The sequence below is a fragment of the Aeromonas sp. s13 genome (assembly GCF_040907905.1).
GTDB classification, from domain to species: domain Bacteria; phylum Pseudomonadota; class Gammaproteobacteria; order Enterobacterales; family Aeromonadaceae; genus Aeromonas; species Aeromonas veronii.
On sequence record NZ_JBFOCS010000065.1, the window covers coordinates 197,319 to 219,460 of the forward strand.

Annotated in this window: 25 protein-coding genes and 1 pseudogene; 7 read left to right on the forward strand and 19 right to left on the reverse strand. The window is 51.6% G+C overall.

Annotated elements, in window-relative coordinates; translation table 11 throughout:
• Positions 1–9 precede the first annotated feature (9 nt).
• The 3 genes from AB5Y82_RS12390 to umuD all read right to left on the reverse strand — a co-directional run bounded on the left by AB5Y82_RS12390 (position 10) and on the right by umuD (position 3,319).
• Positions 10–984, reverse strand: a complete 975-nt coding sequence (locus AB5Y82_RS12390; RefSeq protein ID WP_368174015.1) for an autoinducer 2 ABC transporter substrate-binding protein — start codon at positions 982–984, stop codon at positions 10–12.
• 651 nt (positions 985–1,635) lie between these two features.
• Complete coding sequence (umuC, locus tag AB5Y82_RS12395; RefSeq protein WP_368174016.1) at positions 1,636–2,895, reverse strand: translesion error-prone DNA polymerase V subunit UmuC; 1,260 nt, start codon at positions 2,893–2,895, stop codon at positions 1,636–1,638.
• A complete protein-coding gene (gene umuD, locus AB5Y82_RS12400; protein ID WP_024945037.1) occupies positions 2,876–3,319 on the reverse strand; it encodes a translesion error-prone DNA polymerase V autoproteolytic subunit in 444 nt (147 codons plus the stop codon). The genes umuC and umuD overlap by 20 nt, the downstream gene beginning before the upstream one ends.
• A gap of 115 nt (positions 3,320–3,434) precedes the next feature.
• On the opposite strand from umuD, the gene AB5Y82_RS12405 reads away from it, so the two are divergent.
• On the forward strand, positions 3,435–3,623 hold the full coding sequence (locus AB5Y82_RS12405; RefSeq protein ID WP_010634570.1) for a DUF3283 family protein: 189 nt from the start codon (positions 3,435–3,437) through the stop codon (positions 3,621–3,623).
• A gap of 35 nt (positions 3,624–3,658) precedes the next feature.
• Here the strand turns inward: AB5Y82_RS12405 and AB5Y82_RS12410 are convergent, their stop codons facing one another.
• Positions 3,659–4,585, reverse strand: a complete 927-nt coding sequence (locus AB5Y82_RS12410) for a WYL domain-containing protein (protein ID WP_368174017.1) — start codon at positions 4,583–4,585, stop codon at positions 3,659–3,661.
• A 381-nt stretch (positions 4,586–4,966) separates the two neighbouring features.
• On the opposite strand from AB5Y82_RS12410, the gene AB5Y82_RS12415 reads away from it, so the two are divergent.
• Entirely contained in the window at positions 4,967–6,211 is a 1,245-nt protein-coding gene (locus AB5Y82_RS12415) for a hypothetical protein (RefSeq protein ID WP_368174018.1), read from the forward strand.
• 56 nt (positions 6,212–6,267) lie between these two features.
• Here the strand turns inward: AB5Y82_RS12415 and AB5Y82_RS12420 are convergent.
• Positions 6,268–6,674: pseudogene (locus AB5Y82_RS12420) on the reverse strand (ATP-binding protein); the annotation flags it as partial.
• An 851-nt stretch (positions 6,675–7,525) separates the two neighbouring features.
• Here AB5Y82_RS12420 and AB5Y82_RS12425 point away from each other — a divergent pair.
• From AB5Y82_RS12425 to AB5Y82_RS12445, 5 genes are all read left to right on the forward strand, one after another.
• Positions 7,526–7,690, forward strand: a complete 165-nt coding sequence (locus AB5Y82_RS12425; RefSeq protein WP_368174019.1) for a hypothetical protein — start codon at positions 7,526–7,528, stop codon at positions 7,688–7,690.
• On the forward strand, positions 7,687–9,192 hold the full coding sequence (locus tag AB5Y82_RS12430; protein ID WP_368174020.1) for a DNA cytosine methyltransferase: 1,506 nt from the start codon (positions 7,687–7,689) through the stop codon (positions 9,190–9,192). The genes AB5Y82_RS12425 and AB5Y82_RS12430 overlap by 4 nt, the downstream gene beginning before the upstream one ends.
• Positions 9,158–10,837 (forward strand): McrB family protein, encoded by a 1,680-nt coding sequence (locus tag AB5Y82_RS12435; RefSeq protein WP_368174021.1) that lies wholly within the window; start codon positions 9,158–9,160, stop codon positions 10,835–10,837. Before AB5Y82_RS12430 ends, AB5Y82_RS12435 begins: the two co-directional genes overlap by 35 nt.
• A 3-nt stretch (positions 10,838–10,840) precedes the next feature.
• The gene (locus AB5Y82_RS12440; protein WP_368174022.1) at positions 10,841–12,505 is read left to right on the forward strand and encodes a DUF2357 domain-containing protein; all 1,665 of its coding nucleotides are present in this window, start codon (positions 10,841–10,843) and stop codon (positions 12,503–12,505) included.
• A gap of 186 nt (positions 12,506–12,691) precedes the next feature.
• Complete coding sequence (locus AB5Y82_RS12445; RefSeq protein ID WP_368174023.1) at positions 12,692–13,276, forward strand: hypothetical protein; 585 nt, start codon at positions 12,692–12,694, stop codon at positions 13,274–13,276.
• A gap of 99 nt (positions 13,277–13,375) precedes the next feature.
• On the opposite strand, the gene AB5Y82_RS12450 is transcribed toward AB5Y82_RS12445, so the two are convergent.
• From AB5Y82_RS12450 to AB5Y82_RS12515, 14 genes are all read right to left on the reverse strand, one after another.
• On the reverse strand, positions 13,376–13,633 hold the full coding sequence (locus tag AB5Y82_RS12450; RefSeq protein ID WP_368174024.1) for a hypothetical protein: 258 nt from the start codon (positions 13,631–13,633) through the stop codon (positions 13,376–13,378).
• 342 nt (positions 13,634–13,975) lie between these two features.
• The gene (locus AB5Y82_RS12455) at positions 13,976–14,215 is read right to left on the reverse strand and encodes an L-rhamnose mutarotase (protein WP_368174025.1); all 240 of its coding nucleotides are present in this window, start codon (positions 14,213–14,215) and stop codon (positions 13,976–13,978) included.
• Between the two features lie 27 nt (positions 14,216–14,242).
• Positions 14,243–14,740, reverse strand: coding sequence for a DNA repair protein RadC (gene radC, locus AB5Y82_RS12460; protein ID WP_368174026.1), 498 nt, complete (start codon positions 14,738–14,740; stop codon positions 14,243–14,245).
• A 111-nt stretch (positions 14,741–14,851) separates the two neighbouring features.
• On the reverse strand, positions 14,852–15,109 hold the full coding sequence (locus AB5Y82_RS12465; RefSeq protein ID WP_368174027.1) for a hypothetical protein: 258 nt from the start codon (positions 15,107–15,109) through the stop codon (positions 14,852–14,854).
• Entirely contained in the window at positions 15,102–15,512 is a 411-nt protein-coding gene (locus tag AB5Y82_RS12470) for a hypothetical protein (RefSeq protein ID WP_368174028.1), read from the reverse strand. The genes AB5Y82_RS12465 and AB5Y82_RS12470 overlap by 8 nt, the downstream gene beginning before the upstream one ends.
• A 9-nt stretch (positions 15,513–15,521) precedes the next feature.
• Positions 15,522–15,947 (reverse strand): DUF2787 domain-containing protein, encoded by a 426-nt coding sequence (locus AB5Y82_RS12475; protein ID WP_368174029.1) that lies wholly within the window; start codon positions 15,945–15,947, stop codon positions 15,522–15,524.
• A 19-nt stretch (positions 15,948–15,966) separates the two neighbouring features.
• Positions 15,967–16,314, reverse strand: coding sequence for a YkvA family protein (locus AB5Y82_RS12480; protein WP_368174030.1), 348 nt, complete (start codon positions 16,312–16,314; stop codon positions 15,967–15,969).
• An 83-nt stretch (positions 16,315–16,397) separates the two neighbouring features.
• Positions 16,398–16,847: a hypothetical protein gene (locus AB5Y82_RS12485; RefSeq protein ID WP_368174031.1), complete on the reverse strand. Its 450-nt coding sequence runs from the start codon at positions 16,845–16,847 to the stop codon at positions 16,398–16,400.
• A 41-nt stretch (positions 16,848–16,888) separates the two neighbouring features.
• Entirely contained in the window at positions 16,889–18,052 is a 1,164-nt protein-coding gene (locus AB5Y82_RS12490) for a hypothetical protein (RefSeq protein WP_368174032.1), read from the reverse strand.
• Positions 18,053–18,104: 52 nt separating this feature from the next.
• Positions 18,105–18,440: a hypothetical protein gene (locus AB5Y82_RS12495; RefSeq protein ID WP_101531667.1), complete on the reverse strand. Its 336-nt coding sequence runs from the start codon at positions 18,438–18,440 to the stop codon at positions 18,105–18,107.
• A 68-nt stretch (positions 18,441–18,508) separates the two neighbouring features.
• Positions 18,509–19,060, reverse strand: a complete 552-nt coding sequence (locus AB5Y82_RS12500; RefSeq protein ID WP_368174033.1) for a recombinase family protein — start codon at positions 19,058–19,060, stop codon at positions 18,509–18,511.
• A 289-nt stretch (positions 19,061–19,349) separates the two neighbouring features.
• Positions 19,350–20,333 (reverse strand): hypothetical protein, encoded by a 984-nt coding sequence (locus tag AB5Y82_RS12505; protein ID WP_368174034.1) that lies wholly within the window; start codon positions 20,331–20,333, stop codon positions 19,350–19,352.
• On the reverse strand, positions 20,330–21,319 hold the full coding sequence (locus AB5Y82_RS12510; RefSeq protein ID WP_368174035.1) for a YqaJ viral recombinase family protein: 990 nt from the start codon (positions 21,317–21,319) through the stop codon (positions 20,330–20,332). Before AB5Y82_RS12510 ends, AB5Y82_RS12505 begins: the two co-directional genes overlap by 4 nt.
• 94 nt (positions 21,320–21,413) lie before the next feature.
• A partial coding sequence (locus tag AB5Y82_RS12515; RefSeq protein WP_368174036.1) for a DUF932 domain-containing protein occupies positions 21,414–22,142 on the reverse strand: 729 nt, incomplete at its 5' end.

Genomic DNA, 22,142 nt, shown 5'->3' on the forward strand with positions numbered 1-22,142 from the left:
ATAGTGGACTTAGAATCCCAAGCTGCTTGCGTTAGTTTTATCTACTTCTAAGATCTTGTTAAATTTGATGACTTTAGTCTCTGCGTTTACTTCAGCCTTGCCCAGATTCTGGATTTCTAGCCCACCTTTAATTTCTTTACCATCAAGTATCATTTTGGCAACGGAAACTAATGCATAACCAGCATCTGCAGGATCCCATAAGAAACCTTTATCAATTTCCCCACGGATCAGATAAGGAGCCGCTTGGCTTGGCATCAAGATACCTACCGCGCTTATCTTATCTTTGGCGCGTTTCTTTTTGAGCGCCTCACCGGCACCGATCAGCCCTAAAGAACCGTAAGAAACAATCCCCTTCATATCTGGGTGAGCTTTCATTAAGTCATTAGTCGTGGCATAAGAAGCATCCACACTTTCGGCGACAGGCATACGGCTAGTCACTTCATGCATCTCAGGATAAACCTGTTTCTGGTACGCAATGGCGAGGTCTGCCCAGTTGTTATGCAGTGGTACAGTCAAGGAGCCGACATACACTACATAGCCTCCTTTTTTACCCATATGCTTGGCTAGTTCATCCATTGTTGCCTTGGCATATACGGTGTTGTCCAAGGTCTCGATGTCCCAGTCGGCGTTGTGCTTATCAGGAGACTCGTGAGTTAATACTACAATCCCTTTTTCTCGAGCTTTCTTAAATACAGGTTCTAATACTGTAACGTCGTTAGGGACGACAGTGATTGCATCAACACCTTTGGCAATTAAATCTTCAATTATTTTTACCTGCTGAGCAGGATCTGGCGTTGAAGGTCCTACTTGACGGGCATTCACCCCTAAGTCATTAGCCGCCAGCTCAATCCCTTTGTTCATCTGGTTGAACCATGGGATCCCGGACACCTTCACTACGTTAACGATCTCGTACTCTTTGGCCATCACGCCGGCAGATAGCATTGCCAGAGAGAGTGCACCGACTTTGAAAATGGAATGTTTCACCTTGGCTCACCTTTTTGGACGTAGGGGGAGAGTGCTGGTATTCATCCTACCTAGCTGTGCCAATATAAAATTTGCAATATACGAAATCCCTCCATCGCTTAAAAACTGTGAGCTACGCACAAAAACGTTTATTTATGTAACTGATATTGTTAATTTTTCGTTTCTATTGAGTAATGTGGTAAGTTAACCACTAAAAGCGCGCTAAAGAGAAGCAATTTAGATGCAAATAAATCACACCACCTTAACGTGTGTTTTTTGTCACTAACCAGAATCAGTAAGTTGCAGTGAGTTCAATCGCTGTAAAATGTTAAAAATTGAACATCCGTCACAAATAAAGCATATTAATCAGAGGTGTTAAGATATTATTTTTTATTTGTCACCTATAAAGCAGTGGCTTGGGGTGAGGTATTTAGTCGATGTTGTTTTTATATTGCGTAATTAAATTACGGAACTAATGTCGAGTCAGCCTGCTCAACGTGGTTTATCTTTAGGGGGATCTTTCGAGGTGAGCGGTTAATGTAATGGCACCCTTGGTGAATCAGGCATCCCGGCTGAACTGAGGATGCGTTTATGGCAAGCGACGGTTTTGATCTACAGCAACCTAGTGTCATCACTTGGGTTGACTCAACCTCAGGTCTGCGAACTCAGGGACTATCTCGCTACCGGCAGGTCCTCCCAGCGGGTGGTGTAGCAGGGGCTCAGGTGCTCTTGTCGCATCATCCACTCAGGCGACCCCGTACCTTGGCTGGCAAAGCCTACGCGCCCCAATCCCTTGGCTTTGATCTGGTCCATCACTGCCATCAGCGCATCTGATTGAGCGGAGGACGGGGCAAACAGATCGGCCTGTTGCTGCCCCTTGGGGGTGAACTCACTCAGCATGACGCCCCCCTTCTGATAGCGGTAACCGTCGCGCCAAATCTGCGGTAGCAGCACGTTCACTTGCTGCAGCAGCAACCGGGTATCATCGCTAGGGCAGACCAGCCGGACGCCAGCCTGCTCACTGTAGTAAGACGCTCGTTCGTCAAAGGGGCTGGTTCGCACGAACAGGTACACCCGCTGGCAACACATCCCCTCGGCCCGCAGCTTCTCGGCTGCGCGAGCCATAAAGCCCGACAACGCTTGGGCCATTTCTCCACGGTCAGTCACGCGCTCACCAAAGGAACGGCTCGAGAGGATCTGCAGCTTCGCCGCCGATTCAACGGTCAGCTCTGCGCAAGGCAGGCCACGCAGCTCCTGTACGATCCGCTCGACCACCACGCCGTATTGGGCACGTAACCCTTTGGCGTCGCTAGCCACCAGGTCAGCCACGGTGTTGATGCCTTGTGCCACCAACTTGGCTCCCAAGCGCCGTCCTATGCCCCACACCTCGTCCACCGGGGTGATAGCCATCAGCCGGGCGCGGCGCAGCTCGTCACGCAAGTCCACGACGCCGCCAGTGGCAGGCCACTTCTTGGCTGCATAGTTGGCCAGCTTGGCGAGGGTCTTGGTGGGGCCGATCCCAACCCCTACCGTTAGGCCGGTCCACTGCCACACTCGCTGCCGGATCTGTTGTCCATAGGCTGTCAGGTCCCCGGCAAACGACTCCGACAGTGACAGGAATGCTTCATCGATGGAGTAGACCTCCAGCTCGGGGGCCATGGTCTCCAACGTGCTCATCACCCTGCCAGACATGTCTCCATAGAGCGCGTAGTTGGAGCTGAATGCCACACCGCCATGCGCCTCGAACTGCTCGCGGATCTTGAAGTAGGGCCCGGCCATCTTGATACCCAGCGCCTTGGCTTCGGGGCTGCGCGACACCACGCATCCATCGTTGTTGGAGAGCACCACGATCGGGCGGCCACGCAGCTCAGGGCGAAACAGCCGCTCACAGCTAGCGTAGAAGTTGTTTACATCAACGAGCGCTATAGCCATCACGCTGCCTCAGATTGCCAATCACATGGGTGACCACTCCGAACAACTCCAGGGAGAGGCTCATACAAGGGTCGATAGGCGCGAACGCCGGATTGGCTGGCAACAGCCGCAACCTCGGCTTGAGCTGCAAGGTCTTTACCGTGAAGCCGCCATCGAGTAGTGCAATCACCACATCACCATGGCGCGGGGTGAGGCTCTTATCGACCACCAGCAAGTCACCGGGAAAGATGCCGACCCCGGTCATGCTCTCCCCCTCGGCACGCAGATAGAAGGTTGCTGCAGGGTGCGGCACGCAGTGGGTGTTGAGGTCCAACTTCCCTTCCAGATAGTCGCTGGCTGGGCTGGGAAAGCCGCAAGAGGCGCGGTGCAAGAACAGCGGGATGGTCACCTCGGCGGGTGATGGGTCTGGGGTTAACAGCTTCATGGCAAAACACCTGTATTTATATACAGCCATTATAGCGCACCACCTTTGAACCAGCGCAAGTCCCGCATGCCAGTGATGGCGTACCATGGCGCCAACAAATAACAAAGAGGTCAGTATGAGTCACAATCTGTGTGCCCTACCGAAAGAGCAGCAAGAACGGGTCGAGGTCGAGAAGGCCGCCGCGTATGCGGTATGGAAGGAGCGCAACGGTTACTTGGCCAGCGCAGAAAGCGAAGCAAGCCAGCATAAGGGTGAGCTGGGCAGCTACTTTCTTGAGCAAGTAAGTAGGTACAAACGGGGCTAGCCTTCTTGTAGCCCTGTTTTTATTTTGGGAACACCTTAAGTTCCTTTACTCTCGCGCGAATCCGGGCTTCGGAGCTTGAAGATGCAGCCCTTGGCTACCAACTCGTCCCGGTTTGCCAGCACCAGCGGGTAGAGCAGCGGATGCTGTTCATGATCGCCGTTATAGCTCACTTGCATGCGCTCCAGCGCGTAATGCATCAAAGGGATGCGCTGGTTGAGCAGCAGCTTGCCATCTGGCATGGCATAGTCACTGGCAATGATGGCCTGTTGTCCTGCGCTGAGGGTTGGATTGGGTATGACCACCGCAGTGGCTTGAGTGTTCCACTCAAGATCCTGATCTCGGCCGTGAGGAGAGGTATCAAGTAGCTCTGGTTCCCCACGAAACCGGCTCATCACAAAATCCAGATATACCCCTTTCTTCTCGCAGTAAGCGCGCACGTGCCAGCGGATCCCGTCATAGACCAGGGTATGGGGCACGATATTGCGGCCGCTTTGCTCCTCTGAGCTGAGGGATACGTAATCGACATCGACCCGCAACTGACCGCGAGCCGCTTGCACCAGACCCCGCACAATCTTGGGGTCGATATGGCGGTTGGGTACATCCAAGATCTCGATATGGCCGTAGCGCAAATCCATCAGCGGCAGGGTCAACAGCCCCGCTTCATGTTGGCGTTGGTGCTGTTTTTCACGATGTAATAGCATCAGGTACTCATCTACTTTTCCTTCACTAAATCGCGGCACGAATTGCTCGGTGGGCTTGTATCCCTTCAGGCTTCGGTCATAGATCAACCCTTCTGGTGAGTAGTAGGTCAGGTAGTGATTGATATCCCGTGATGCTTGCTGGCGGCCGATATTGAAGGCTGTCATTAGGTGATTGGTGGTCAGCCGACCTTCCCATTGCAACACGATCTCTAGCAGGCGAAAGCGTAGGGTCTGATCCCAAGTGAGCTCTCTGGGGGTCATATGTGCTCCAAAATGCGACATGTGTATGTAACCAGTATCGGCATGAGTATACAGGCGACATATACTGAATTAATCACAGTGTGATGAAAAAAGATGGTGCTGTCTGTACCACGTTCTACCAGCATATTGCCGAAGTGCAGCTCAACTTCGGTTGCTCTCACAATCACAAGGTCATGCCAGGCTTTGCCGCCAGGCCCTATACCTCAAGGCTTTCGGGATGGTGTAGTACGATTAGGTGTATTTATTTAGTGCAAGGGTACCAAGCAGATGAACGTGGTGGAGATTCAAAGGGGGCAGGTAAAGGGATAAGGCAGAGGACGTTGCCACTCTATTCTGCGGCTTACCAGAAATGAAGGTTGAGCTTATTCAGGTGACCGATTGATGGACTTTCAGAATAAAATACCCTTCGCAATTAAGACCGAGACCGGTGCAATTGTCTCGGTCGATGATGTTGAAAGAGGACTTGCAGCCGGTTGTCATTGTCCCAGTTGTAAAGGATTGCTCGTTGCCAGAAAAGGTGAGCAAAACCGCCACTGCTTCGCGCATTACCGTGACAGCAAGGAAAAATGCTTCTACGCCTTTGAAACCAGTGTTCGGTTGATGCTGCTCTCTAAGCTGGAAAGTGTAGTGAAGCTCAATACCCCTGCCCATTACACCTCGTTTGATGGGGTCAAGGAACTGGTTGCTAAGGCCCATGCTGACATTGGCGTTCAATTTGTTCCGCAAGCAGAGACCCATGGTGTTCCGGCAGGGCTATTTCAGTTGATGTCCCGACCAGACTTCCACCTTGCCTTACACTTTCCTGCCGCGCACGAGCCTGTAGGATTGTACCCGCTGTGGCTGGGGCGATTCATTGCCAAACACCCTAAAACAGGCGTTTTGGCTGTTCGTTATAACCAATTTGGCGACCGGATGTTCGATAAGTCTCGCCCGGCAGGGATGGACACGACGACTTTGATGCTGACGATTCTCAGCGAAAATCCCAACTGTCTACATTGGCTCTATCACCCACGCGAGGAGATGGCGCTGATCGCCCTGGAGCAGCTTGCCGAACAGCGACGGCAAGAAGCAGAGGAGAAAGCCAGACTGCAGCAACTAAAACAAGAACAACTGGAGGAAGCGCGGCGTCAATTTGAGGTAAAGCAAAGGATGCAACGCGAGCACCAAGCGGCGATTACGGCTCAGATGAGATTGGCTGAACAGGAGCGCGCCGCCCAGAGAGCACGGGACTATGCCGCACGGGCTGCGCAAGACAGCGACAAGACCAGCAATGGGGGGCAGTATCCACGATCTACGCCGACCGCGTGTCGTAATTGCCAACTACAGCACCAACGTCTTGATGCTGACGGCTACTGCTATCGCGAGGTTTGCATCAGATCTCGTGCGAAACGAATGGCAAGAACAGAAAAGGCAGAAGCGTCTACACGGTATTCCTACGCCAGCATGCGAGGTGGCGCAAATGTAAACAGCACTCCCCAGAAACAGACCAACCCCGTTGCTAGTCCGCAACCCGTGAGCGACATGCAACGCCAGTGGTACTCCTCTATCAAACCGGGTTCCTGCCCTCACTGTGGGGGAGATAGAGGCAACGGCCCGAATGGCTGGTGGTGTGAGATATGTAAATAACCCTGTCAATCAGCATCGAAAAATGACCAGGGATCAGCGTCCAAAATTGACCAGGGTTAGCTGGCTGATTTCATCCTCTGTTTGACGCGGTACGAATCATTTCCCGTCTCGATGATTTCGCAGTGATAGGTGATCCTATCCAGCATCGCTGTTGTCATTTTCTAATCCGTAAATACCTAGCCCCATTTGCTGAAGCTCAGGTTGGTGCGCTCGTACAACTTGCAGAGCAGGTGAAACAGCTGGGCTCCACCGCTTTCGGCAAACGGCAGGTAGCCCAGTTCGTCTAGGACCACCGCATCAATATTGACCCGCCGGTTGGCAAGCTGCCCAGCTTTGCCTGATGCCTTTTCCTGTTCCAGTTGGTTGACCAGAACCACCACGCCGTAGAAACTCACTCGTTTGCCCTGCGTACGGTATTGAGTCCCAGGGCGATGGCTAGGTGGGTTTGACCCGTCCCGGTTCCGCTGCTCTTCACCTCTTCCTCGCTCCAGTCAAACTGATAGGCCTCACCAGCCGCGAATGTCAGAGGGACAAAGGCGGCCACGTTGGCCGGCAGCTGTTTATAGTCACGGGCGAAGCGCTGGACGCTGTCGTAGGCGCCCCGGTAGTCAAGGCGTTGTAGAGTTGTCTTGCACAACGGTTTGTCGCTTGGGCCGCTTGGCATCGAGGTCCAGCCACTGGGTCAGAGTCGGCTCGAACTCGCCGAGCTTGGGTCTGGCAGGCTGCTGGCGTCGATATTTGGGCGGTTCGGAGGACGGTTGGCGAAGGTACTTGCGAACGGTATTGCGAGATAGCCCTGTGACTTTAGTGATGGCGCTGATGGACTGGCCGTCCACCTAGTACATACACCGGATCTTCAATACGGTTTCCATGATTAACACTCCAGGTTCTCCGATCCAAAGAGCGGATAGTTGCACACTCTCAGGGGGGGCAAAATTAGACGCTGAAAACCCCGGAAACCTAGTCATTTTTGCGCGCTGATCAACAGATTTAGAGATAACTGACTAGTGGCAGAGGTGATATACAGGGGGAAGTTCTGCGAGTGCTGCATCGGTGCTGTGGCGGACTATGGCAAAAAAGACTGTATTAATATACAGTGGTGTATTCTGCGCTACCTGGGGCGATTCAGAACGTTGTCTGTCAAACGTGCCCCGTTATGGACGCTATGCTGTGACGCAATGTACTAAACAACATTAACCTGTTGGTGTAATTATATGTAATTTGGTGCACAATGACACCACTTCTACTATAGGTTTCAAATTTATGGCTCGTTCCCCTATTACGTCTGATCGCAAAAGCGTCAGGACTTCAGTCATGCTACCTGAGGACGTGCATTTTCAGATACAAGCTCTGGCTGATGCAAATCAGGTATCGTCCGCATGGATCATCCGCATGGCGGTGCAGCGTTTCCTAGATGAAAGCGAGGGGCGTTTGGAGCTCACTTTTCGTCCGTCTGCACGGCAGGGTCATGGTTCATGAATAAAGATGTTATTCTCCGTAAACTGGCACGTCTTCAAGCTTCAGATAAGCCTCGTGTACTCGATCTTTTCTCTGGCTGTGGTGGTATCTCATTAGGCTTTGAATCTGCCGGCTTTGAGATGCGGGGCGCTGTTGAGTTTGACCCTGATGCTGCGAGATCCCATGGTCTGAATTTCCATGGTGGTGCGGATGCTCATTGTCAACCGATCGACATAACAAAGACGACTCCAGTTGAATTATGTCATCGGCTTGAGCTGGGTAATGTTGAAGATGCTTTTGACGTTGTTGTTGGTGGGCCTCCTTGCCAAGCATTTGCTCGCGTCGGCAGATCAAAGCTGCGTGAAATAGAAGAACACCCAGAAGCATTTATTCATGATCCACGTGCGCAACTCTACAAGAAGTATCTGGAATATGTAGATGCTTTTCAGCCACTTGCAGTGCTTATGGAAAATGTGCCTGACATTCTTAACCACGGTGGGCAGAACATTGCCGAAGAAACCTGCGAGGTTCTGGAAGCCAAAGGCTATGTCTGTGCCTACACATTACTTAACGCAGCATTCTACGGCGTCCCACAGATGCGGGAACGAATGTTCCTGATCGCATACCGCCGTGAGTTGGGGGTGACAGTTTCGTTCCCTTCTCCAAGCCACTGGTTGATACTCCCCCCTGGTTATGAAGGATCTCGATCTGTAGCTCTGAAGTCACTGCGTAGCTTGGATGATAATGCTCATTCTTACGTTGCTCCCCCATCTGCAAGTCCTGACCTTCCCCCAGCAGTGACGGCTGAGGAGGCTCTACAAGACTTGCCTGCAATCAATGCTAGAGAGCTACTAGCTGCTGGAAAGATTTCCCGTGGTGCGCGGCGATTTGACAAACCAATCGATTACAGTAACAGGAAGCCTTCAGCATACGCAGAACTGATGCGCACTTGGCCTAGTCATGAAGCACCTCAAGACGGATTGACGGACCATGTTATCCGTTATTTGCCGCGGGACTACGAACTATTTGCCCGTATGAATCCAGGCGATCAGTATCCGGAAGCGTATGCGCATGCTATCGACCTGTTTCAGGAGCGCCTAGCTTTTGCGCAAGCCAGAGGGGAACACTTAGAGGAGGGATCAAAAGAGTATCTTAGCCTGAAGAACTCGATAGTACCGCCTTATGATGCAACGAAGTTCCCTAACAAATGGCGAAAGATGTGGCGTGATCAACCAGCGCGTACACTGTTGGCCCATTTGGGTAAAGATGGGTATAGCCATATCCATTACGATAGCAAGCAGGCACGAACAATTTCCGTACGTGAAGCTGCACGGCTTCAGTCTTTTCCTGATGGTTTTCGTTTCAGCGGCACGATGAATCCAGCGTTTAAACAGATCGGAAATGCAGTTCCGCCTCTGTTAGCAAAGGCTCTAGCTACCCACATGATGCAGACTATCAAGCAAGCAATTACACAAAAGGATATGACAGATGAATCTTGTCGAGCGGCAACGACAATTTCTTGAAGCTGTCCAGAAGGACTTCGGTACGTCAAAGGCCGTTCGACCAAGAGAGCTGTTTGGTGTGTCGAACAGCGCGAAGGTCGTCGAGGGCGGTATCCAGCTTGGGGTTGTCAATCTGGATAATGTCAAAGAAGATGTCGAAGCCCTAATATTTGGCTGTGTTCTTCGGTTTCCCCCGGAAGATGAGGTTTATTTTGCTGTTCTGGTTCGCAAGGACAAAGCTAACTTCCTGAAGCGTCTGGCAGAGATGAAATGTCTCGGCACGATTACAAAAAGTGTGGGGGATGGTTCGGAGCTTGCTCTAGAGGTTGCTGTAGATAGTGACGAGTCGTCAGAATCGCCTGATACCACGATCAAGTACAGCGCCAGGAACAATCTCGTGCCGATCTATCTGGCAAGAGATGGACGCCTTTGGCTGCGAAACGCCAAATTTTGGGATAGTTTGGCTTTCGACCTCACACCTTTCGGGCCCTCCACTGAACCAGACAAAATTGTTGTTGCGCTGTATCCGCCGACGGCGTCCGCAAGGCGTAGCCTTCTTGCCCGTGAGTTCATAGGTTGGTTGGGTAGCTTGGTTGGTAGGGAAAAAATACACGAACTCCCCGTATGGACTGATACTGCAACACTCAGCCAGAAGATGTGTCGTCTGCCGGCAGCAATTCCAATCAGCGAAATCGAAGATTCTATCAGGGCTCTTGGTGGGTACTATCCAAATAGAGAGGTCCGGAGATTTCATGCCGCTCTGAATTTCCTGGACCACAAGCATTTCGTGATCTTGTCGGGGCTCTCAGGTACTGGAAAAACTCAACTGGCACTAAAGTATGCTCGTGCAGTACATGGTTTGAGTACAAATACAGCTTCTGATCCACTACTTTTCGAGTGTCCGGTTCGTCCAGAATGGACCGACCCCACGGGATTGACGGGCTATTACGATGTCTTGACGAACCGATATGTTGTGCCGACTTTTTTGGAAGCTGTATTAGTTGCAACAGCCCACCGAGATTCTCCAGTATTTGTCATTCTCGATGAGATGAATCTTGCACGTGTTGAATACTATTTGTCGGACATATTGTCTGCCATCGAGACTGGTGGATCTTTGCAACTGCACTCTAATGGTGTACCGCTGGAGGGAACCACTGGCGCCAGTGTCCGTGCCGAGATTCCGTTACCCTCTAACTTGTTTATTATCGGTACAATTAACATCGATGAGACAACCAACCCAGTCAGCGATAAAGTACTTGATCGGGCTTCTGTGATCGATATGTCAACGGTAAACGTAATTGGTTTTATGGATTCATTGGCAGCCCGCCATCCAGAGTTACAGATTGCAATAAATGCTTCCAAACCAAAACTAGCCGAAATCCACGGTCTCTTAGAGAACTATGGCTTAGGGTTTGGTTACCGAGTAATTGAGGAGTTTGTGCGATACCATGCCTTCGATGCCAAGCACTTGCAAAATCAGGCTGACAGCGTTACTGACCAGTTGCTGGTACAAAAGGTCCTGGTCAAGTTACGTGGAGCAGAGCGTCAACGTCCACTACTCAATGCCCTAGAAAAGGCTTGTAAGGGGCTCCCACATGCACAGAAGTATATCCAGAGGCTACTGAATGACCTGGATGAATATGGCTCCTTTCAGGCGATGCGTTGATAAATGACTGCGCTATATATACAGGGAGAAAATGGGGAGTCTGAATGGCAGGTCTGGCCTAAACAGGATGTCATTCCTAGTGGCTCAATCAGGGAGGCTTCTTCCTATCTGTTTGAGCTACGCGATTGCGATGATGCTCTTGCAGCCGATCTCTTGATTGATGATGTCCCTGTTGAGGCTTTGCGTTCGCGCCAGCCACGCGTTGCGCGTTGGCGCTGGGCACCGGGTTTTCATGCTGGAACTGTGCAAGTAGCGTTAAGGCTTTCCGGTATCGGAATACGCCGATTCGAGATCACAACAGACCCGGATCTTCGTAAACTCACTCGTAACGACTTTGACGCAATGGTGCGTGAGGTATTAGAAGACACCTTTGCGCTTTTCTCACTGAGTGCTTTTCGTAAGAGCGTCGCCCGCCAGCCTGGGAATAAGCCACCTCCTCTAGCCCGACTAGAGTTCCTGCGCTCGCGAGCTGAGGATATCACGCAGACTATTGCGACAATCAACCGCTCACCTAGGCATTTCCTGCGTGCAGAACAGATCACAGTACCTTCTCACCGCGCGGTACGTGCTACAGGGCCGGAAATTATCAAGTCGTTCCGCACTGGACTTGTTCGGATGGAATCCAACCAGCCGTCACGATTGCCAGCAGTGCTCCGAGGACGATTGCCTGCACAGATTACAACACAGAAACGGTGTAACAGCGTAGATATCCCGGAGCACAGGCAGATCAAAACATGCCTACGGTCGTGGGCAGCTTGGTTGTCAAGTGTTGCAGATGTACTTGCAAAGATAAGCCGTAACGAAGATCCAGATATGCTCACTACCGCTGGTAGTTGGGCGGTCCGTACACGACATATTGCGCGCCAGTTAAACGATGCTGCTAGCTCAGGTTTTATGACAGAGGTTAGCGACAGTCCGGGAATGCTGCAGATGTCTTCGTTGTTTCGCAATGACCCTGTTTACCACCGCTTCTACCGTTTATGGCAAGATATGAACTTGGGCCTCGCAGCCCTTTTCGGCGATTTCTTACAGATGCCATTGGCAAGAACGTATGAACTGTACGAACTATGGTGCTTTCTACGCCTTCTTAGAGCAGCTATTCAAGAGTACGGTTCAACTGGTGTTGATTTAGGCAATTTGTTCGTAACTGATGCTGTTGGTGGTGTAACCATATCCGCAGGTGCAGTAATTGTGTCTGTCGGTCCTGATAAGACCCTGTGTTTTCAACGTCAATACCGTGAGTACTGGATAGAGCCAAGCGGTGAAGGTAGCTTCAGTAGAGTTATGGTACCTGACATGGTTCTTGCCGGTAGTGATTTCGGCAGTCTTGGGAAGCAGGTCATAGTCCTAGATGCGAAGTACCGGATTAATGATGGTCTGAATGACGCGTTGACTTCTATTCACACATATCGTGACGCGTTAGTACAAGAGGCTAAGAGTGGCGAAGTCGAAGGGATTGTTACGGCCGCCTACCTACTAACGCCGTATGCTCCCGTCACTAGATCTGATTTTAAGACTACCCCTGTACCAGGGCGATTTTTTCATCCTCAGTACAGGGACAAGTTCCGCTTCGGTGCTATCACCCTACGTCCAGGAATGAGCTGTGATGAATTGAGAAGCAGCTTGAAAGCGATTGTTGCCGATGCTGCTAGGAGTTCTGATAACTGATTTACTGATTCAGGTAAAGAATTACTTCAGTATGAGCCGGATCTGTAGGAGGTGATATCAAACCATCGGCTATGAATGCATGAAAATATAGCCTCAGGACTTGCAGGTCCACAATCTATAAATTTAAAGTAGCCCTACAATCAGAGGGCGATAAGAAGAACAATATCTTTGGAGTTGTGAGGGAACATGAAAAAAAATAGCAATTTGCTAACTGAAATTTCAGTAGACTTGAAAGGCCTTGATGATATCAAGCTTCTAGCGCTGCATGCAGCAGTTGCAAGTGAGGCAAGAAGCCGTGGGTTGAACTTCAATGTCGGCGAAATCGGTGAAAAAATCGCTATTAATCTCTTTAAAGAACGCACAGATCTTCCTGTTTTAGCTCCATCTCCTCGAGGTACAAAAAACATAGATGCAATTTCTCGTGAAGGAAATAGGTATTCTATTAAGACCCTACAAAGGGCAAAAAAATCTGGGACAATATACCCAGATAAATCCAATAAAGAACGGCAGTTATTTGAGTTTATCCTTATTGTGATAATTCATGAAGATTTTACATTAGAGCGCATAGTGGAATTCGATTGGAAACAGTTTTGTGAGGTTCGTAGCTGGGATATTAGAATGCAAGCATGGTATGTCGTCCGTTCCAACCGTGCTTTAAACTCGGGGCGGCAGATTTATCCCAAACCTGTAAGCCAAGACATACATGCTTCTCTGAGTGAGATTAAACCAACTGTAGTCAGTTCAGTCGAACTTATAGATGCTATAACCTAACTACTCCACTCAGAGTCAGAGGCTTTTTTGCATGGAATATATTGAAATACTTCCATGTAAACTACTTCTTGGCCTAATGTAGTCTGGTAAAGAAGTTATTTAAGGCAATGCTTTTAGTTTCTTGATGTGTTGCATTATTTGATTTAGTGAGCCAGACAACAGTGTTATTTCAATCCGCTCCTCTCCTTTATAGTAAAATTCGATGAGTTCATAATTAGAGTTGTCTTCATTTTCAAATATAACAATTCCTTTTTCAACAGTTCCAAGTATTAACCATGTTTGAAAAATCCAATCTGCGGATAACCCAATCATTGTAAATTTTGAGCTTAGTGTGGTAGCGTGGTCAGAGTTGTACATATTTAACTCTCGAGTGTTAATTTTTCATGACTTTTAATACGCTATACCGTCTTAAACATAAAGTCAAGTTTATGTATGCTGCTGGTTTTATAGTGTGAATAATTAGTTTTGGTTAAAGAATGACATCCTAAGGATTATAACTTAAATCTAATTGACACATCACGTGCTCATTGGGTTTTGCTTATTATAAGCCTATGTGGGTTATACTCATGTGTTTTATTGTTGGTGAGTATGTCCCACCAACAATGCATCAACTATAGATTAATAAATGACTACCTCTGTGCATGCACGTTTTTAGCGGGAAGCAGGCCAGCGGCCTGCTCAAACTATCTCAACAAGTATTTACGCCAGATGGAACACCTCAACCAGCTCGTGGCTGACCGGGCTGTTGTCCGGGTTGGAGGGCATGATCTCTTTCATATAGGCCCACCACTGCTTGCAGATGGCGGTATCGGCGACTGCATTCCAGTGCGCTTCGCTCTCAATTTCTACATAGGCAAATAGTTGATCCCATTTTCTGTGTACTCCTAATGATGGTAAGCCGTTGTAGAGCTCACTGCTGGCCATGCCTTCTTCCTCCATGAGCGGGCCACCTGACCGATGTGGCAGTTACAAATTGCCTCGTTCTGCCAGCGACACCACTCCCTCAGTACCGACGACCAGATGATCTAAAATCCGGATATCCACCAGTGCCAAGGCGCTTTGCAATCGTTGGGTGATCTCGATATCCGCTCTACTGGGTTCCGGGTGGCCGGAGGGGTGGTTATGCACCAGCATCAGAGCTGCTGCATTGAGCGCCAACGCACGTTTAACAACTTCCCGTGGGTAGACGGAGGCACTGCTGAGTGTGCCGCGAAACAGCTCCTCATATGCCAGGACCCGATGCTGGTTGTCCAAGAACAGTATGGCAAATACTTCATGCTCTCTGCTCTGCAACAGGGTTTGTAGTGCCTGCTGAGCCAAGTGTTTGTCGGTAATAGCTTCTCCCTTGGCCAATTTCTGGCGGGTAACAGCTTGGGCGATGGTGAGCAGGTCATTGTCGGTGACAAGGTCAGTTACCCGATAGGTGCCGGGTTGCTCCCCGGCGATCAGTTTGTGATGCAACATGATTAGGCTCCATACGCCATCGCCCCACCGCGTGGGGTGCGGCAGGGGAGGCGAGCTATTTGGTTAATGGGTTACTGAATGGGGGTGGACCGCAGGCTTGGTTGGCTGTGTTCAGGCCGCCAAGGTGTGCGGGGTGTGGTCGTATAGCGGAATGTAGTAACTGGTGGCGAGCAAGGTGCCTAACTGGGTTAGCAAGCGGTGATCCGTGTGGTCGCACAGCCATTGCGCCAGTGCGTCACCCCGTTCGTTTTCATAGCGCAGGTAGAGGGCGTAACCGTCCACCGGTTGGCCTCGGTCATGCACGGCTTCAATCTGACCATCGTGCTCAAGATAAGCCTCCAGCTCGATGGCGATCACGGCGTTAATCATCTTCGCTCTCCTTGTCGGCGATGGGGTCACTCTCCACGACATAGCCGCGATGGGTGCAGATGCGCTGCAGGTCAGCCAAGAAGCTTGCAAGCACGCGAGGTTGGTCGGTGAGTGGCACGGGGCCTGCCTGACTGCGCCAGAAACAGCGACGTTTGGGGTCGATGCAGATCTCATCTCTCGGCTGGCTCATGGTGTGCCAGTCCTCGGCATTGCTGATGGTGAGCAGTTGCCACTGCACGCCTGACCAACGGACCTGCAGGGTGACTGTGCGGATGTGTGGACTATCCGGTGTCAGGTGGAGCAGCCATCGCTGACTACTTCGGGTGGGGGTTAACTTGGCGCCCGCCGCGACGTGTCCCAGCCACTGACGGGAGTAGTGGGAAAGCGCTAATTCTTGGATCATTGTATCCTCCTAATCTCCTGCGACCGTGACGCTGAAGCATTCCAACCGGCAGTATGCAATGAAGTTGCTTTGCCAGATATCGAACAACTCCCGCGCTTCGGCCAGTCGCAACGGTCCCCAGCCCAACATGGTGTGTTCCCCATCGAGGAAGTTGAAATCGAGCTCTTTGCAGAGCTCGGCATCCTGCCCCAGCCCTTGATAACTGAAGTCGGTGACGTAATCGAATAGCCAGCCATCTAGTCCACGGATCAGGCGGATCTCGACCGGGTGTACGCCACCTAGCTCGGCGCTGCAGCCGGGGTTACGAAAGTTGAAGGTCAGTTGGGTTAAGCGCTCGATGTCGAGCTCGGTTTTAGCGACTTCTTGGTTGAGCAGAACCAGCAAAGCTTGGGTAACGGGCAGGGCAAAGCCCTCCCGGAAAAAGGGAATGGTCATGGTGTACTCCTTGTGGGGGTTAATCTTGGTCGAACAGCTCGCGCAATTTTTTGGCCACACGGGCACGGATCTGTTCATCAATAAAGGCGGCAATGCTGGCGAGAGCTGCACTCAGTACCGCGATGTCATCGGTGAGTCCCATCGGCAACACATCCGGGATCGCATCAATGGGCGATATAAAGTAGGCCAGCGCACTGTAAATCAGGAGCTTGGCCCAAAGCGGCAGATCATCCTTTTGGCTGGTGTAGTAGAGCAACAGGCAGGTCTCGATAAAGGGCCGACCGGCACGTTTGGCAAAGGCCCAGAGTTTGTGCCAAAAGCCTTGGTGATCGAACGGCTCGCATTCAGGGGGAATGCAGGGGGGCATAGTGCGTCTCCTTCAAGAGTGGGTGAATGGCAGAAATAAAAAGAGGAGGCAAATGCCTCCTCTTGGATGGGAATGGGCGTGACCTATTGGTCCCACATCAAGCAGTCAAACTCGGGGGTATTGGTGGCGGGCAGAACTGATGCCACCTCTTGGGTCGGCAGTGCGAGCTGCTTGCCGTCAGCCGTCAAAATTCTGATCGACTTGGCCTTGCGCAGCTTGCCCCACATGTCGAAGAAATTGTTCTCACCGACACGGGACTCGGTCTCATAGGGCGCATCGTATTGGTTGCCATCGACGATGATGGAGAAAGCCTGCCCAGCATAAGAGCCGAACTCCTTGCCCTGCACGGTGGCCGTCATGCTGACCTTGCGGGTGTCACTACAGGCGATATAGAGATGGTTCTGCTCGTTGACCACCGCCGTGTATTCGCTGGTGCCCTGACCCCAGCCACTGTTCCAGCGTCCGGCCTCGCCATAGGCAAAGGCTACGCTGGATGAAATAAGCAAACCAGGCAATACAATTAACCATTTCATATTCCAAGCCTCACTCATTTTTGTTAAACACAACGTACAGATTAATTTTGTGGTTGGAACTGGTATTCCACATCACCATTGGTAGTTGATAAATTCAATTCTAACACGTTGCAGTCATAGCCCGTGTAAAGCATGAGTTCCTTACCAAAAGCTAACGTTAGAGGTAATGGGGAAATTGACTTTACTTGACACTGGCCTCTGTTAACGACAGCTTTCGTTATCTTCACCCGGTCGCTGTGAGAAACAACAGTTATTACTTTTGATGGCAACCCCTTGTTGGGGATAATTGGCCGCACATTGACCGAAAATGTGGAGGCTGTTGTCGGCCCCTGCTGGGCTAACAGTGCATCATTCTTTTTATGTGAGATGGTATCAGCAGTGAGGCAGGTAAAATCTGAAGATGTTCTGTCAGGTAGTGCAGAGGCTCCCCCCTGTGGGGTCAGCACGTAGGTAATATTGTCTGGTTGAGAGATGAGATAAAGGGTTTTATTTTCACGCAAGTCATCCCAAAATTTATCAAGGTACGTCTTGTTGTTGGTTATTACGCTTGCAGGTTCAGCCTTGTCTCCGACACTGACGTAAAACGAATCCTTTTCAACGTCATACTTGTCACCATCCAGGATTGCTCGCATGGTCATTTTATTGGTGTTGTCACAAGAGAAGTACAACGCATGCTTATCGTCAGCGACAACCGAGTAGCGATGTTCATTACCCACTTTGGTATGTGTAACTTGGGCGGGCGCCTGATAGTTTTTCTTTTTTATCCCTTTCGTCAAGCAGATGAATTCACTGCTGTCACGTGCTGGCAAAACTTGACTGGCATTTGCTGTTGGCAATTCGGGGCCACGTTGGTCCAACATAATAGAATGCCCGGATCTTATTTCATCCCATAACTTAAAGAAATTCGATATGCTGCTATCTCCATTTATCACGTAAGGTGTGAAGTAATACGATTCGCTGGTTTTTATATCAAAGGTTCTATCGTATACATCAGTGCCAACTTGGACACCTTCAATCGTGGCATACATAGCGATATCTTTACCATTTTTATCGCAAGAGATGATGAGCTTATTCTGGTCATCAATCACAGCAGCATACTCCATGCCATCCTGTGTTTTTCTACTCGACCATTGGCCTGCCTCACCATAGGCCAAAGCGTTGCTACACAGCAATGCGGTGACTGACGAAATTAAAAGTTTATTCATTTTTATTACTCCCCAACGTTCTTCATCTTAAAAAGAACGGTCTGAATGATGGTTATTTTTTGTAACGCACGCTGATGGAACCATCCACGACATGTTTCACTATTTCATAGTCAGGGTTATACGTAGCCAGGTTATGCGCTGCGATACCAAGGGTTGCGAACATACCTGCAACCCCGGTTGCGCCACCTAAAAATGTTGCTCCTGCTGCGGCAATACGCCCTTGGGTGTATACCCTGCATTTCAATCCGGCTGATTCTATCGTTGTCTCAAGAATTCGAACGGTACTGCCCATGTTTCCGGAGACACCCACAATCTCAAAGGTGCTTCGGGTATTAATAAGGGCTGCTATTTTTTCGGTACGAAAATCATCATATTGCAGTATTTCCATCGAAGGTCATTGCTCCTTGGTGAGTGATAGAGCCCCCAGCTCAAATACTGCGGCTGGGGGCTTGTGCTTTAACTCGTCGCGGCGGTTTTGAGAATGCGTTGCACACTGGAGAGGCTGATCCCCGTTTGTCTTGCTATCTCTGTTTTGGCAAGTCCCCGGTCGGCAAGAGCCAGCACTTCTTCTCCTCTTGCCATCGCGGTAGGTTTGCGGCCTTTGTACACGCCACGTTGTTTGGCCAACTCAATGCCCTCCGCCTGCCGCTCCAGCATCAGCTCCCGCTCGAAGGTGGCTATAGCACCAATCATGGTGAGCATCAGCTTGCCGGTAGGGGTCGAGGTATTGATCCCCAGATTCAAGATCCTCAGTGCTACCTGCTTGCTTTGCAGGTATTCCGAGATCTCCAACAGGTGACGGGTGTTGCGGGCCAAGCGATCCAGCTTGGTGACCAACACCACATCCCCTTCACGTACAAAGTTCAGTAACAGGGCCAATTGGGGGCGGTCGTCCCTTGCCCCACTGACTTTCTCCTGAAAAATCGTGCTGCACTCAGCCAGTGCCTGAAGCTGGGTGTCCAGGCTCTGCCCGACGGTACTCACGCGTGCATAACCCACCAGTGCCATGGTCTCCTCCTGGTCAATAGGGCAGGGTACAATGACGGCACAAGTCAAAAGCCTGAAACCAACCCTATTGACTTGAAAACAGTGCCTTTTTAGTGCGTATTCGTGCATGTCACTAGGGCCTGAGCTATTGACCCAGCGCCAGCAGTTGGATCCAGTAATGAGCCGTTCTGTGATTGCCGTGGATATCGATTTGCTAATGCAATCGGACTGGAAGTCGTGAACTGGGCCCTATAGGGAGGGCCTCATGATTCAGTAGAACCGCTTGCCCATTCCAGAGGGACATCAGCAGTTAACCGGGGGAAGGGGATGGGGTCCCTTTCCCCAATTTGTTGGTGAGTGGGCTCCTTCGTGGTTGCGGTTTCTGCGGTGCTCTGGTCGCTTGGCCTAGCGGGGCGTTAAGTGCTGTTGTCGCCACAGCGCCATTGAGACCATTTTCCGTCTCGTCGCTCTTGGCTTCGGGATAGAACTCCTCCAGCAGCATCGGCACCTCTTCATCGATATCCTCAAATTGGCCATTGCGCAGCAGGTCGCGAGCGGCCTGCTCCATCTGGTCGATGGCGAGCCCCGCCTCTTGATCACGCCGGGCGGCCTCCAGTGCTTGCCTGACTGCCTCAGTCAGGTTGGTTTCTTCCCGCAAGGTCAAATCCACGTAGTAGACCGGTGTGCGGTAGGACTGGGTAGTGCTCTTGGCCCGCAACCGTAGGGTGAGCGGCAGATAGCGGGTATGGCCCCCGCTCAAAGCCTCCAGGTACTTCAGCCGAGCAGCCAGAGTGCGCACCGAGTTGTAGCCGGTGGTGCGGAAGATAAAGCTACCCAACTCATCCCCTTGCCCCTCCACAAACAGGTTCAGTCGTCCGTACAGCTTGCAACCCTGTTGGCCTGCAAAGGCGCAGCGCTCAGGTCCAGGGCAGCTGACCTCCTCCATGCCTTGTGCCCCTACACGTCTTGCCACCTCCCCATTCCCGACACAGAGCGGCCTGCCGGTTTGCCGGTCAAACGCGCTGTATTCCGCCCGTAGATTCAAGTCGCTGTCGTTGAACAGCACCCGCACCGGAATGGCGCGGATCTTGGTCTGCTCCTGCCCTTGGTTATTCTTTTGCGATGAGTAGTGTTGATGCAGGGGATGGAGCAACCATCCCCCTTTTTGTTGTACCTGGGTGGTGAGGGTGAAGCTGTCGTCCTTCTCCGGCACCCACTTATCCTGTTTTTGCACCAGCTTGCCGATGCAGATCCGCCCGATCACGGGCGGGGTGATCGCCAGTCCTTTGATCATGGTGTTTGCCTCAAGGGTTGAATGGTGAAACGGCGCACGCCGGGTACCGGTTTGACGTAACGGGTGAGCAGGTCGGGATGATCCTGACCGAGCTTATCCAGATCCGGTGCTAGCCGGTCTTTACTGCGCTTCCAGGTGATCTTGCCATCGGCAAACAACCCGGCTGTCGCTTCACCCAAGGTGGCTTGCAGCCGCTGTTTGAGTTGTGACTCTTGTTGCTCGACAGCTTCCTTTTGCTGACGTAAGCGCAGTAGCTCCCCAAACAGCTGGTTGAACTCGGGAGAATCCGAGAGATCCAGCGTCTGACCATCATCGCGGGGAAAGAGCCAACTCAGGGCATGGGCGGCATCGCTGGAGCCGTCAGGTTCAGGTTGCTGATCTTGTTGCACCATCTGCCAGAACTGCGCTTCCCGCTCGGTGAGATCCTGGATCTTCTCCTCATCGCGCTCGATGCGATAAATCCGAAAATCCTGGCCGCCGATCAGCACTGCCACTTCGGCCCAGGCATGGCCGGTGACGGCCAGTTGATGCAGTACCTGACACTGGTAAGCCACCGGCACCCCTTCCTCCCACTGGGGGGCGCTGTGATAGCTGGCGGTCTTGATCTCCAGAATGCCCGGCCCATCGGGATGGCCGATTACCTCCCGGTCGAGGTTGGCGAGCATGAAAGGATGCTCGGGGTGTTGCAGCACCGCATTGACCCGGCGCACCTTGTAGCCGGTGCGTTTGGCATAGACCTGCGCCAAGACCGGCTCTAGCTCAATGCCCCACAGCACCGCTTCTTTGTGGGAGATATCTTCCGGCTCCTTACGACCAGTCTTCTCCAACCACAGGCTGAGCGGACATTTGTAGGGAGAGAGCCCCACTGCCACGGCGGCATCGGAGGAGCCAATGCCGAGTTTGCGGATAGCGAGCCACTGCTCGCGGGTTAATTGGGTAGTAGAGGCCAGCCGCAGGGCTTGGCCGTATTTGGCTTTTGCTTTCATGACTAGTCCTTGTTGACGGCATAAATGGCGACGCCCGGATTGGCTTGTGCCAGTCCGGGTGAGGTCGTTATGCGGTTTGAATGGGGACGAGGAATTACTGCAGCAGAGTGAGTGCCTGATTCAGGGCTTGGGATTTGAGTTGGGCCCCCTGACCGAACCAAGCGGAATCGAGCCGGTGATCTTGGCTGCGGGCACGACGGTGGTGATCCACGTATTCGGTGACCGCATTGACCAGCCCCCAGGCTGTATTGCGGGAGCTCGCAAGTTCTGAGCCCATGCCTGCGCCTTGATAGAGCTCATGCAGCCGTTGTACCGGCTTGGTGAGGATAATGTTCTCCTCGTCCAGCGGTTGCGCCAGCAAGTCGCTGAAAAAGCGTAGCGCCTCTTCAGGGGCCACGGGCCGCTGTGCCAGTGCCTTGCTCTGGACTTTGAACTCATCCCAATGGGAGAGCCCGAGCCCAAGCGACTCTTTGACGGCAGCGGCATCGAACTGAGTGGAGTGGGGCACCTTGATGGCGCCGGTAGCGCCGCGCAGTGCCATCTGCAAGGTGTTATTGCACACCACACGAAGCGAAGTGAACTGCGCCGTGGTGCAGAGCGTGCCGTCGCAGCTGGTTGCCAGCAGCAGATAGGATTTTACCAAGTCATTACCTTTGAGTTTTAGATCCTGGCCGGTCTTAGCCAGTGCCCACAGTTTGCGGCCACCTTTGAGCGAGCCTGCGGTTTCTAGCTCAAAGCCACCGGCTTCCACTAGGTCTTGATAGAAGTGCAGCACCTCGTGAGGCTGTACCACGTTGTAGCGGCTTGAGACCACCGACAGAGG